Annotated in this window: 13 protein-coding genes; 3 read left to right on the forward strand and 10 right to left on the reverse strand. The window is 60.0% G+C overall.

Annotated elements, in window-relative coordinates; genetic code table 11:
* Positions 1–152: 152 nt before the first annotated feature.
* Entirely contained in the window at positions 153–635 is a 483-nt protein-coding gene (locus IEX57_RS16750; RefSeq protein WP_188705648.1) for a glutathione peroxidase, read from the reverse strand.
* A 161-nt stretch (positions 636–796) separates the two neighbouring features.
* On the opposite strand from IEX57_RS16750, the gene IEX57_RS16755 reads away from it, so the two are divergent.
* The gene (locus IEX57_RS16755; RefSeq protein WP_188705650.1) at positions 797–1240 is read left to right on the forward strand and encodes a DUF1841 family protein; all 444 of its coding nucleotides are present in this window, start codon (positions 797–799) and stop codon (positions 1238–1240) included.
* A gap of 6 nt (positions 1241–1246) precedes the next feature.
* Here IEX57_RS16755 and IEX57_RS16760 read toward each other — a convergent pair whose 3' ends face one another.
* Both IEX57_RS16760 and cyaY read right to left on the reverse strand, forming a co-directional pair.
* Positions 1247–2731: a M48 family metalloprotease gene (locus IEX57_RS16760; RefSeq protein ID WP_188705651.1), complete on the reverse strand. Its 1485-nt coding sequence runs from the start codon at positions 2729–2731 to the stop codon at positions 1247–1249.
* A 52-nt stretch (positions 2732–2783) separates the two neighbouring features.
* Entirely contained in the window at positions 2784–3101 is a 318-nt protein-coding gene (gene cyaY, locus IEX57_RS16765) for an iron donor protein CyaY (protein WP_188705653.1), read from the reverse strand.
* Here cyaY and lptM point away from each other — a divergent pair.
* Positions 3100–3363 carry an LPS translocon maturation chaperone LptM gene (gene lptM / locus IEX57_RS16770; protein ID WP_229709073.1) on the forward strand — a complete coding sequence of 88 codons (264 nt, stop codon included), beginning with the start codon at positions 3100–3102 and terminating at the stop codon, positions 3361–3363. The two genes, cyaY and lptM, sit on opposite strands and share 2 nt — an antisense overlap.
* 6 nt (positions 3364–3369) lie before the next feature.
* Here the strand turns inward: lptM and hpnC are convergent, their stop codons facing one another.
* A complete protein-coding gene (hpnC, locus tag IEX57_RS16775; protein WP_188705655.1) occupies positions 3370–4203 on the reverse strand; it encodes a squalene synthase HpnC in 834 nt (277 codons plus the stop codon).
* A gap of 129 nt (positions 4204–4332) precedes the next feature.
* Here hpnC and IEX57_RS21355 point away from each other — a divergent pair, with 129 nt between their 5' ends.
* The gene (locus IEX57_RS21355) at positions 4333–4692 is read left to right on the forward strand and encodes a ComEA family DNA-binding protein (protein ID WP_188705657.1); all 360 of its coding nucleotides are present in this window, start codon (positions 4333–4335) and stop codon (positions 4690–4692) included.
* Positions 4693–4771: 79 nt separating this feature from the next.
* Here the strand turns inward: IEX57_RS21355 and IEX57_RS16785 are convergent, their stop codons facing one another.
* From IEX57_RS16785 to tldD, 6 genes are all read right to left on the reverse strand, one after another.
* Positions 4772–5404, reverse strand: a complete 633-nt coding sequence (locus IEX57_RS16785) for a response regulator transcription factor (RefSeq protein WP_188705659.1) — start codon at positions 5402–5404, stop codon at positions 4772–4774.
* Complete coding sequence (locus IEX57_RS16790; protein WP_188705661.1) at positions 5404–7701, reverse strand: PAS domain-containing sensor histidine kinase; 2298 nt, start codon at positions 7699–7701, stop codon at positions 5404–5406. Before IEX57_RS16790 ends, IEX57_RS16785 begins: the two co-directional genes overlap by 1 nt.
* 117 nt (positions 7702–7818) lie before the next feature.
* Positions 7819–8514: a Bax inhibitor-1/YccA family protein gene (locus IEX57_RS16795; RefSeq protein ID WP_229709074.1), complete on the reverse strand. Its 696-nt coding sequence runs from the start codon at positions 8512–8514 to the stop codon at positions 7819–7821.
* A gap of 141 nt (positions 8515–8655) precedes the next feature.
* Positions 8656–9726, reverse strand: a complete 1071-nt coding sequence (locus tag IEX57_RS16800) for an enoyl-CoA hydratase/isomerase family protein (RefSeq protein WP_188705663.1) — start codon at positions 9724–9726, stop codon at positions 8656–8658.
* Between the two features lie 169 nt (positions 9727–9895).
* A complete protein-coding gene (locus tag IEX57_RS16805; RefSeq protein WP_188705665.1) occupies positions 9896–11368 on the reverse strand; it encodes an amino acid permease in 1473 nt (490 codons plus the stop codon).
* 134 nt (positions 11369–11502) lie between these two features.
* Positions 11503–12942 (reverse strand): metalloprotease TldD, encoded by a 1440-nt coding sequence (gene tldD / locus IEX57_RS16810; protein WP_188705667.1) that lies wholly within the window; start codon positions 12940–12942, stop codon positions 11503–11505.
* Between the last annotated feature and the right edge of the window lie 33 nt (positions 12943–12975).

The following is a 12975-nucleotide window of genomic DNA, read 5'->3' on the forward strand; positions in this document are numbered from 1 at the left end:
TTTCTGTACAAAATTTGACGGATTCTACCCTGGTTTGCTTTTTGCTTCAACAGATCAATGCGTTAGGCTGGGCCCCTCACCTTGCCCCCAGGTGCTATCACAATAGTGCTAAAGCCTTTACGATCAACGACATCCGCCCCAAACCGGTTGTGTTACAACAATTTTTCAATATCTTTGATCAGTGCTTCCGGCGTGGTGGTTGGCGCGTAACGCCCCACCACATTGCCTTCGCGATCGACCAGGAACTTGGTGAAGTTCCACTTGATGGCCTCAATCCCCAGCAAGCCGGTCTGCTCTGACTTGAGGAACTGATACAGCGGATGCGCGGCCGAGCCGTTGACGTCGATCTTGGCAAACAGCGGAAACCGGACGCCGAAACTGGTACTGCAGAACTCCTGGATTTCCGGTTCCGAACCGGGCTCTTGCGCGCCAAACTGGTTGCACGGAAAACCCAGTACCTCAAGGCCGCGATCAGCATAGCGCTGGTAAAGCGCCTGCAAGCCCTCATATTGAGGAGTGAACCCGCAACGACTGGCCACATTGACAACCAGCAGCACCTTGCCGCGATAGCGCTCCATGGCGATATCGTTGCCCAGGATGTCATTGACGTGAATTTCATAAAGACTGCGGGTCATGCTGGTTACTCCGTACTGTTTGCCGGAATTTGCTTTGCGCCTGTGCCCTGCCAGGCGACAATCCGGTCTGTCGCGACTGAAAAAACCTGCCTGCGTTGATGCGGCCGGTTTGCCCAGTCACTTGTTGTTGAAAACCTGAAACTGCAAAAGCCTGAATCCTGATGCTGTTTAATCCCTCACGCGATGAAGCGCGCCACTTCCTGATCGAGTCCTGGCGTAAACACGGCAGCCACGGCAAAGTGCCGATGACCGATCTGGAAAAAATGACCGCCGCGGTGCTGATGCGCCACCCGGAATATCACCAGTTCCTGACCCCGGATTATCTGGATCAGGACTGGCCGGTGGAATACGGCGAAACCAATCCGTTCTTGCATGTGAGCATGCACCTGGCCATTGAAGAGCAGATCTCCATCGATCAACCCTTCGGCATTCGCGCGTTGTTTGGCGAGTTGTGCAAGGTGGCGGGCAACGAACACGATGCCCAGCACCTGATGATGGAAGGCCTGGGTGAAATGCTGTGGCAGGCACAACGCTACGGCCTGCCGCCTGATCCGGCCATCTATCTGGATATATTGCGCAATAAGCTGCCGAAACAAGGCGGCTGACCGCAGTCACGGCGTTTTGACGTCCTTCTGATCGCTCATCAGGCGCTGAAGTTCCTTCAGCCGCGCGTCAATCCCGGACAGTTGATAGAAATCGTCCCCGGGTTGGCGCTGGGCGATTTCCAGTTGCTGGATGGCGGCCGTGTACTCATGCAGCCGCGCATAGTACTCGCCCTGCGCCACATGCTGCAGTTGCAGCTTGCCCTGGGCGGTGTAGATCTGCGATTGCCGCTGATAGAACGTCGCATCAGACGGGTACACCGCCGCGTATTGCTGCGCCAGCTTGAGCGCGTCGTCGTAACGTCGGGCCGCAATCAGCGTATCGACTTCGCCGTAAACCAGCGCCCGGCTGGACGGAAAACGCGCCTCGCCATCACGGAACAGTTTGAGCGCCTCATCAAAGTGCCCCTCTGCCAGCCGGATTGAACCCGCCAGATACGCCAGCGACGGGTGCGACGCTTCGTCGCCGTAGGCCTGGTTCGCCTTTTGCAGACTCTGCCATGCGCCCGCCAGATCACGTGCGGTGTACTGGGCCAGCGCCAGCCCGTACAGTTGCGCGCTCAGATTGCCATAGCGCTTGTCGGCCAGCGTGCCCCGATAACGCTGCACCAGGGCTTTGATGTCGGTCGACTGCAGCACAATGGCGCGTTCACGCATGAACAGATAGTCCGCCGAATCCGGAATCTGCTTGTATTGCACATTATTCAGCCGCTCTTCGGCATCGGCGATCCGCTTGTAGGTTACCGGGTGCGTACGCAAAAACTCTGGCGCATTGCCTTCCAGTAACCGATTGGCCTTTTGCAGACGCCCGAAGAAAATCGGCATGGCGTACGGGTCAAAGCCGGAGGCAATCAGCGTCTGCATCCCGACCCGGTCTGCTTCTTGTTCATAGGCGTAGGTGAAATCCAGTTGCCGCTGGATCACGTAACCCGAGGTCGCCGCCGCCGCGGCCATGCCAATATCGCCATTACCCCCATGGGCCGCCAGAATGGCCAGACCCATGGCGGCCAGCGTCAACCACGGCGCCATGCGCTGGGCATCAATCATGCGGGCCAGGTGGTGCTGGGTTACGTGGGAGATTTCATGCGCCATCACCGCCGCAAGTTCAGACTCGTGCTGCGTGGTGGCAATCAGGCCGCTATAGACGCCCACAAACCCGCCCGGCAGCGCAAACGCGTTGACCTCGCCGTCGCGGATGACAAAAAAGGTGAACGGAATTGCGGTGCCATTGGCCTGCACCAGGCGCCCGCCAAGCTGGTTGATATACGCCACCAGTTCCGGGTCCAGCAGCATGTCGCCGCTGCGCCGGATTTCCAGCATGGCCGATTCGCCCACCTGGTGCTCCTGGCTGGGCGTCATCCCCTGCCGGGAGTCCTCGCCCAGATTGGGCAGATCGGTGTTATCCGCGTGCGCCGGCAGCGCTAGCGCCGCACCCAGCCAAAGCGCCAGCATATACTTGCGAAAAGTGGGGCGATGCGGGCGTGTTGTGGTCATGCAGACAAGGCTAGCAGGGCGCGCTGGCAGGCAAAAGCCGCTTTTTTACGGTTTATCCGGCAAAAGAAAAAGGTTCGCCGCCGTGCAAGGTAATGGCGTGGGCCAGATCGGCAAAAAACTCGCCTTCTTCACGCGTGCTGCGCCACTGACCATCTTGCAGGCGATAGTGAAAACCGCCGTGGCGGGCCGCGATCCACAACTCCTGGTTGGCAGCGTGGCGGTTCACGATGATCTTGCTGCCGTCTTCAAACTCCAGTTCCAGCACGTTGCCCTGACGGTGCGGGTCGATATCGGCGGCGGCATCGTCGCAGGCAGCTTCGATCCGATCCAGGATCGCATCGGACACATTCAGGAATTCGGTTTCAGTCATGGCGTTCTTCGAGCGTGGTAATATCGCGATTTTGCCACCAAAGCTCCTTCTCATGCGCGCACTGTTAGCATGTCTTGCGCTGGTTTCCCTGGCCGCCTGCGGCTTCAAGGGTCCGCTCTACCTGCCCCCGGCCAAAAAACCGCAAAGCACGCCACGTGCTGTCACCGCCAGCAAACCTGCCAATGCCAGCGCAACCGCCAGCGCACCCCGTGCTGAGGACGCCAGCGATCCGGTCACGCTCGATAACCTGATCGACGAATAAACCCGGTTATTTCTTGCGTAATGCGCGCCACATCAGGCGCGGCCAGTCGCCCGCGCCCAGCGTCGGGCGATGCGCAAACATGTCATGGCCGACCTGTTTGAGCTTTTCCAGAATGGCATCGCCGCCCAGCACGGTCAGGCGCAATTCCAGCCCTACCCGGCCAGGCAAGGTCACCGCCAGTGGCGCGCCACCCTTGAGCATGCGCTGGGTGCGATCAACCTGGAAGGCCATGAGCTGCCGCCAGTTGGCATCGACCTTGCCGGCGGCAATCTGCGACTCGGTCACGCAGAAGCGTTCCAGATCTGCCTGCGGGATATAAACCCGGTCTTTCTGCCAGTCCACCGCAACGTCTTGCCAGAAATTGATCAGCTGCAACGCCGTGCAGATGCCATCTGACTGCGCCAGATTGGTCGGTGTCGCCGCGCCAAAGATGTACAGCAAAATGCGCCCGACCGGGTTGGCCGAGTGCCGGCAGTACTGCACGACCTCGCCAAAATCGGCGTAGCGCGTCTTGACCACGTCTTGTTCAAACGCGGTCAGCAAATCCCCACACAATGACAAAGGCACGCCGTATTCACGCACCGTGACGGCCAGCGCCTGGTAACGCGCGGTCAACGGGGTCTGGCCTTGCTCAATGCGCGCCAGTTCTTCGCGGCAGGCCGCCAGCCCGGCAAGGCGCTCTGCCGGGGTCGCATCGCCTTCATCGGCAATGTCATCCGCGTGGCGGGCAAAGTGATAAATGCTCGCCACCGGCTTGCGAAAGCGCCTGGGCAACAGGATGGAGCCTACGGGGAAGTTTTCGTAGTGCTCGACGGACTGGTTTGGAGTTAAATCAAACATAAACCTGCTTCAAGCTGACAAGTGACTAACGGTTCATGCAGCATACGGGCGGCATCACACGCCGCCATGTGCTACAACTTGGACGGTAACGCGTTCTTCCATCCGCCATACACCGCAAGGAGTATTCCAATGAAAAAGTGGTTTGTCGCATTGCTTGGCATGTTTCTGATCATGGGCTCGGCATTGGCCGTGGTGAACATCAACACCGCCTCGCAGGACCAGTTGGAAAGCCTCTCCGGCATCGGCCCGTCCAAAGCTCAGGCCATCATCGACTATCGCACCAAGAACGGCCCGTTCAAGACCCCGGAAGATATCATGAAAGTGTCCGGGATCAAGGAAGGCACTTACAACAAGATCAAGGCTGACATCGCCGTGAGCGGTGCCACCACCCCGGGTGCAGCCCCTGTTGCGGCCAAGGCCCCGGCCGGCGCCAAGGCGCCGCCGACCCCGAAACCGACCAAGCCAGCCAAGACCAAGGCATCGTCCTGACCGGCGTCTGGCCACCTACAAAAAAAGACCTGCAATGCAGGTCTTTTTTTATGCGTAGTGCCTGGATCAGCATCGGCCCTTAGTGGGCAGAAGGCTCCTTGCCGCTGATGGCGCTCAACGGCACATCCTTGAGCAGCGCGGCCAGTTCTACCGCAGAGCGCACATGCAGCTTGGTGTAGATTCGCGCGCGGTGCACTTCGACGGTTTTGATACTGATCGCCAGCGCGTCGGCAATCTGCTTGTTCAGCTTGCCAGCCAGCAATTCGCGCAGCACTTCACGCTCACGCGGGGTCAGGGCATCAAGCTGGTCCGACAACGACTGCCGGGCTTCCCACTCACCGCGCAGGGCTTCGTCCTGTTCCAGATAAGCCTGGATCTTGCTGACCAGCACGCGGTTGTCGCACGGCTTTTCCAGGAAGTCGGTCGCGCCTTCCTTGACGGCAGCAACCGCCATGGCCACGTCACCGTGGCCGGTCAGGAAAATCACCGGCGGCAGGTATTCGGCCGTTTTGATCTTGTTGAACAACTCCAGACCACTCATGCCGGTCATGCGCACATCCAGCACCATGCAACTGAAATCGGCCGGGCCGGCTTCAGCCAGGAAGCTCTCGGCGGAATCAAATGCAATGGCAGGCCAGCTGCGGGTTTCAAACAGCAGGGTCAACGCATCTCTTACGGCGATATCGTCGTCGATGATGGCAATCGGTCGCATTATTCGGTTTCCTCGGTCACGGCGGTACTGATGGCAAGCGGCAGCCGGCAAATAAAGCGGGTGCCGCCGCCCGGATTAGCCTCGGCCATTAACTGGCCGCGGTGTTGTTCGATCACGGAACGGCAGATATTGAGGCCAATACCCAGACCGTCCGGTTTGGTAGTGTAAAACGGCTGGAACAGCGCCTCCGGCGAGGCCAGACCAGGGCCGCGATCCGCGACAGCAATCACCAGTTCGGTTTCGGTCGCGCTGGCGGTCACGGTGATCTCTCGCGGGGCGTCCAGCTCTGCGGCGGCCATGGCCTCAATGCCGTTCTTGAGCAGGTTGAACAATACCTGTTCCAGCATCACGCTGTCGCCTTGAAAGATGGGCAGGTTGTCCGGCATCTCTACAATCACCTTCGATTGCGTCTTGCGCACCACAGGTTCGAGCAATTGCACCGGCACCGATAACAATTCAGCCAGATCGCAGTTCTCGCGGCGCGGCGCGCGCTTGGCGGCAAAATCGCGAATACCACGGATGATCTGCCCGGCCCGCCGCGCCTGACCGCCAATCCGGGCCAGCACGTCGCCGGCTTTTTCCACCATTGGCACGGGCGCGTTGAGCATGTCTTCGGCTGCGGCAGAATAACTGCTGATGGCTGCCAGCGGCTGATTGAGTTCATGCGCAAGGCTGGAGGCCAGTTCGCCCATGCTGATCAGGCGGGCGGTGTGCTGCAGCTTTTCGCTTTGCAGACGCATGTCTTCTGCATACTGGCGGACCTCAGTGACGTCAGCCACGATATCCAGCCAGACCAGACGCCGGTCTACCCATTCAATACGCCGGCGCTGGACATGAAACCAGCGGCCGGACACCGGGTCACGCGTTTCCACGGCCAGGGTGTGATCTTCAATCAGCGGCACCAGACAGCACGGCGCTTCATCGCGCAGCGGGAACAGGTCATCATGGTGACGATTGCGATAGAGCAACTGGCCGCTTTGTTCATCCGTCACCGATACCGCCGCTTCCAGCCCTTCCAGCACCGTCAGCAGCTGCTTGCGTGAGGCGGCCAGCGCTTCACGCTCACGGCGAATTTCCGTGACGTCATACAGCGAGGCCATCCAGCCGCGATACTCGCCGCGGCCATCGACCAGGCGCGAAGAATACAGACGCACATCAAAGCGTTCGCCGTTGCGCCGCATAAAGCGCAACTGATAGCCATTCTGCGGAGTCTGCCCTTCCAGAATGGCGCGGTAGGCGGCGGCGCAGTTTTCCAGTTCTTCGGGCGGCCAGTACGGCATGGGCGGGATATGGCCCAGCAGTTCAGACGCGCTCCAGCCCACCATCTGACAGAACGCCGGGTTCACATAAATAATGCGACCGTCCCGATCCATGGCGCGCAAACCGGTGGTCAGCGAGTCTTCCATGGCCGAGCGAAAACCCATCTCATCACGCAGCGCTACTTCTGCCGCCTGCCGCTCCAGCATGCGCCGGCGCAGCATGGCCAGCATCCACCACAGCAATGTCAGCAGCAGGAACACCGCCCCCAGGAGCCAGGTCTGGCTGCTGGCTTTGGGGTTGTCGCGCACGCTGGCGCGCAGTTTGAGTTCATGCCCCAGCGGATCAACGCCCACGGTGCGGGTCAGTTGCGAGCCCGGCATGACCGTTGCATCCAGCGGCGCCACCACGTGGCCTTGATCATCCAGCAGTGCCAGGTCATAGCGCTGGATCATCCACCAGGGAATCCGCAGACGCAGCAGTTCCGGCAGGGAATACGCGGCCAGCACGATCCCGCCGTAGACCGAGGCGTGGTAATACGGCACCGCCAGCACGATCACCGGCGCGTCACGAATGATGACGTTGCTGTACACGGCATAACCCAGCGTGGCGGCGCCATCAATGGCTTCCTGGACTTGCGGGTCATCCAGCGCCACGAGGCTGCTGGGCCGGGAGCTATACACCGGCAGACCGCCCATGCGGTGGCCGGTGGCATCCAGGAACTCCAGCGACTGCATTTCCGGGTTGTCTTTCATCAACGCGTCAGCACGGGCGTTGAAGTCGGTATCGTCGATGGCGTTGGCGGCCAGGCTATAGGCCAGGTTTTCCAGCACGTTCTGGTTGGTCTGCAAATGCAGCCGCAAACCCTGCTCTTGCCAGAGCAAATCCTGCGCCATGGTCATGTCGCGGGCAGCTTCGGTCTGGCGCTGATCCAGCCAGGTGTAACCCGCCAGGGCGACCAGCACGAGGCCAATGGCAACGTGGGCCACCAGCCAGGGCAACATGGCATGCCAGGGGAGGAGAAATCGGGGTAAACGCATGGGTGAAGGATACCCGGTATTGTCAGCTTTGCCTTATAAAGACTTCCCCTTTTGGGCATGGACAAAACAAAAACGCCACCTCGCGGTGGCGTTTTGCGTTGTCAAAGCAAACCTGCGTTAGTTGCGGTTGTTGCCAGACAGGGCCATCAGGATGTTCAACAGGCTGATGAAGATGTTGTACACGTTCAGGTACAACTGCAGCGTGGCGGTCACGTAGTTGGTTTCACCACCGTTCACGATGCGGCTGACGTCCATCAGGATGTAGGCCGAGAAGATCAGGATGGCGATGGCCGAAATGGCCAGCGACACGGCAGGCACCTGGAAGAAGATGTTCGCCAGCGACGCCAGGATCAGCACAACCAGACCCACGAACAGGAATTTCCCCATGAACGAGAAGTCTTTCTTCGTCACGGTGGCAATACCGGCCAGCGTGAAGAAGATGGCGGCGGTACCCACAGCAGCAGTACCGATCAGCGCCGGGCCGTTGGCAAAGCGCAGCGCGACTTGCAGGATTTGCGACAGCCACAGACCCATGAAACCGGTGTAGGCCAGCAGCAGCACAACGCCCATGGCGCTGTTCTTGGTTTTTTCGATGGCAAAGAACATGCCGAAACTCACGCCGAGGAACACGATGGCGCCAAACATCGGGCTCATGGCGAAGTGCATGGAAATACCCAGCAACGCACCAGCGGCGGTGGGCAACATGCTCAGGGCCAACAGGAAATAGGTGTTACGCAACACCCGGTTGCGTTCGACGGCGAGCGTCGCGCCGCCGTATTGGGCGGTGGTGTAATCCATAGTTTGCTTCTCCATATTCTATTCGATACGAGCGGTTGACTCGCAGTGATTAAGATGACGGGATACAACAAAAGTTTCAAGTCATCTTGTGACTTTTTGCATCCGGCAACTATATCAGGCTTGCGGCCACCCTTTGTCAGATATCACTGACGAACATCATACCGCATCAAACCAGCGCGTCACGCCACGGGCCAGCGCTTCTTCCACCGTCGCGTCCTGCCAGCGTGGCTGGTTGTCGCGATCAATCAATCTGGCGCGCACGCCTTCGCTGAAATCGCCATGCCGCACACTGTGGCGTGCCGCCAGGGTTTCCATGGCAACCACGGCGTCGTAATCCATGCCCTGGGCGCGCTGCGCCAGCGTCCAGCTCAGCACGATCGAATTGGGCGACCCTGTGGCCATCTGTTTTTGCGCCTGGGTAATCCAGACGTTGTCAGTCTGGCAGGCGGCAATGCGTCGCGTGATCTGCAACAGGTCGTCGCCCGCCACGAGTTCTGCCACGAGGTCCTGGACTGGCTCCCACTGGGCCGGTGGCAGCGGGCAAGGCAATGCGCTGGAGAGCGCTTCAAGTAGTTGCGAGAGCATGGCGGCATCGGTCTGGCCGTGGCCGGTCCAGGGCAATTCATCCAGCCCTTGCAGCAATACCTCAAAGCTTGTTGCGGGCAGTGCCCAGTCTGCAGCGCCAGCCGCCAGGGCATCGGCCGCATTCAGGCGCGATGCAGTCAGGAACAGCATGCGCCCGACATTGAGCTTGAGGCGGCCCAGCCAGTCGCTGGCGCCGACATCCGGGAACAGGCCGATGCCGATCTCGGGCATGGCCAGCACGCTGATCTCCGTCACCACCCGGTGACTGGCGCCCGCCAGTAAACCCCAACCCCCGCCCATGACCACGCCATTGCCCCAGGCCAGCACCGGCTTGGGGTAGCGATGCAACTCGCGGCACAGCGCGTATTCCTCGGCAAAGAAATCATCGGCCTCGGTGATGCGGCCAGGTTCGGTCATGGCGTAATACAGCGCCTTGATATCGCCACCGGCGCAAAAGGCTTTCTCGCCGACCCCGCGCATCAGTACCGCAACAACACTGGCGTCATCACGCCACAGTTCCAGCTGCGTGCGGATCTCGCGCACCATGGCCAGGTTCTGGGCATTAAGCGTACCGGGGGTGTCGAGCAGGATTTCGGCAATGCGGGCGCCGTGGCGGGTGGGCAGAAACTGGAAACGAACCATGTGGATTCTCAAGCAATCAAGCCGTGAACAGAGAGCCCGAGCTTACCGTTTTCAGGGGCCAGGACGCATCCGGGTTGTCACTCAGCGCGGCGTTTCATTGCCTGGCGCAAGCAACGCAAAACGGCGCCCAAGGCGCCGTTTTGTTGTGTTTCACCGCTTGCAAGCTGGTTTATTGATCGCGATCCGGGAATTTCATCTCGGCGTACGAGACAAACTTCGACTTGCGGGCAAAGCGGTAACCCAGCCAGATCACCAGAAATACCGGCAGACCGATATAGGTGGCGGCAACGCCGATCCAGTCGATCTGATCCTTGAGGAAGGCCTGGTAGTTCTGACCCAGCGTAATGATCAGACACAGCGCAAAGGCAAAGATCGGGCCCCACGGGAAAAAGCCGGAGCGATACGGCAGCGCCTGCAGATCACGCCCCTGGGCCTGATAACCCTTGCGAAAGCGATAGTGACTGATGGCAATACCCAGCCAGGCAATAAAGCCGGTCATGCCGGAGGTATTGAGCAGCCACAGGTAGACGTCCTGCTTGCCGAACATGGACGTCAGGAAGCACAGCGCGCCGACAATGGTTGTGGCATACAGCGCGTTGCGCGGCACGCCGTTGGCGGACAATCTGGCGAATATCTTCGGCGCCTTGTTTTCCACCGCCAGCGTGTAGAGCATGCGGGTCGAGGCGTACATGCCAGAGTTACCGGCCGACAGCACGGCGGTCAGAATCACCGCATTCATGGCCGCGGCGGCAAACGCCAGGCCTGCGTGCTGGAACACCAGCGTAAACGGGCTGACCGCGATATCGCCCACATCGTTTTTCAGCAAACGCGGATCGGTGTAGGGAATCAGCAGGCTGATGACGAAAATGGCGAAAATATAGAACAGCAGAATCCGCCAGAACACCTGACGCACAGCGCGCGGAATATTCTTTGCCGGGTCTTGCGATTCGCCCGCGGCTACGCCGATCAACTCGGTCCCCTGGAACGAGAACCCCACCACCATCGCCACCCCGATCAGGGCAGAAAAGCCGCCGGCAAACGGGCCATCGCCAATGGTGAAGTTATGCAAACCTGCGGTTTCGCCACCCTTCATGATGCCAAAGATCATCGCCAGGCCCAGCGCGATGAAAATGACGATCGTGACGACCTTGATCAACGAGAACCAGTATTCGGCCTCGCCAAAGCCTTTGACCGAGATGTAATTGAGCAAGAACATGATGCCGAGGAACAAGGCGCTCCAGATCCAGCCCGGCGTGCCGGGAAACCAGTAAGCCATCACCAGTTGCGAGGCCACGAGATCGACCGCAATGGTCACCGCCCAGTTGTACCAGTAGTTCCAGCCCAGCGCGAAGCCAAAGCCCTCTTCAACGTAGTTGGCGCCATAAGTGGCAAACGAACCGGATACCGGCATATACGCGGCCAGTTCGCCCAGGCTGGTCATCAGGAAATACACCATGAGACCGATCAGCGCATAGGCGAGCAAGGCGCCGCCAGGGCCGGCCTGCGAGATCGTGGCGCCGGAGGCCACAAAGAGCCCGGTGCCGATAGAGCCGCCAATGGCGATCATGGTCAGATGGCGCGCTTTGAGCTTGCGTGCCAGCGCGGGTGCCTGGGTTGGCGAAGTGTCTACCCTGTTATTCATGCCGGAAATGATTACATATGAAAAAACGAAGGGCAGGATTCTATCAAAACCCTGCCCTTCTTGCCGCGTAAATACCTGTTAATACAATGGGTTTACGCCCTGATTTGCTGACCGTCAGTCAGTTGGTGCCTTGATCAGCCCCCGGTACCACCCACAGTCAGGCCGCCGTCGATACGCAAAGTCGGCTGTCCCACGCCCACCGGCACGCTCTGGCCTTCCTTGCCGCAGGTGCCCACGCCCGGGTCCAGCGACATGTCATTGCCGATCATCGAAACGCGGGTCAGTACATCCGGACCATTGCCGATCAAGGTCGCGCCCTTGACCGGGTATTGCAGCTTGCCGTCTTCCACCCACCAGGCTTCAGACGCCGAGAACACAAACTTGCCGCTGGTGATATCCACCTGGCCGCCGCCGAAATTCACGGCATACAGACCCCGTTTGACCGAAGCCAGAATCTCTTGCGGGTCTTTGTCGCCGCCCAGCATGAGCGTGTTGGTCATGCGCGGCATGGGCAGGTGCGCGTAGGATTCGCGGCGACCGTTGCCGGTCAGCGGCATATTCATCAGCCGCGCGTTCAGGCTGTCCTGGATATAACCCTTGAGGATGCCGTCCTCGATCAACACGGTGCGGCTGGTCGGGTTGCCTTCGTCATCCACATTCAGCGAGCCACGGCGATCCGCAATGGTGCCGTCGTCGATCACCGTCACGCCGGGCGCAGCAACGCGCTCTCCCAGACGGCCAGAGAACGCAGAGCTCCCCTTGCGGTTGAAGTCGCCTTCCAGACCATGGCCAATGGCTTCATGCAGCAAAATGCCGGGCCAGCCGTTACCCAGCACCACGGTCATTTCGCCCGCTGGTGCCGGCCGCGCCGCCAGATTCAGCACCGCCTGGGCCACAGCGATCTGCGCATATTGCTCGACCACCGCATCAGTGAAATAGCTGTAATCAAAGCGGCCACCGCCGCCCGCGCTGCCTTGTTCGCGCTGGCCGTTTTCTTCCACGATCACATTGAGCGACAGCCGCACCAGCGGGCGCACGTCGGCGGCGCGATGACCGTCGTGACGGGCGATGTAGACCACGTCGTATTCAGAGGCGAGGCTGGCCATCACCTGCACCACGCGCTTGTCCACCGCGCGGGCAGCACGTTCGAGTTTTTCCAGCAAGGCCACTTTCGCGCCTTCATCCAGGCTGGCGAGCGGATCAACCGGCCGGTACAGCGCATGGCCAGTGCCGTTCTTGACCAGCGCGGCCGTGCCGGTACCACCCTGGCGGCCAATGGCGCGGGTAGCGCGGGCAGCTTCAATCAACGGCGCAAAGCCGATTTCATCGGAATACGCGAACGCGGTTTTCTCACCCGAGACCACGCGCACGCCAACGCCCTGGTCTATCGAGAAGCTGCCAGACTTGACGATGCCTTCATCCAGACTCCAGCCCTCGGAGCGGGTGCTCTGGAAATACAGATCGGCATAATCAAGGTCATGCTGCATCAGTTCAGAGAACACGCGATCAAGCTGTTGTTCATCCAGACTGTACGGGGCAAGCAGGGTGGACTGGGCGGTTTGCAAAAGGCTCATGCCGGTATCGCTCGGGAAAATGCGGGGAATGGA

It is taken from the genome of Silvimonas iriomotensis (genome assembly GCF_014645535.1).
Taxonomy (GTDB): domain Bacteria; phylum Pseudomonadota; class Gammaproteobacteria; order Burkholderiales; family Chitinibacteraceae; genus Silvimonas; species Silvimonas iriomotensis.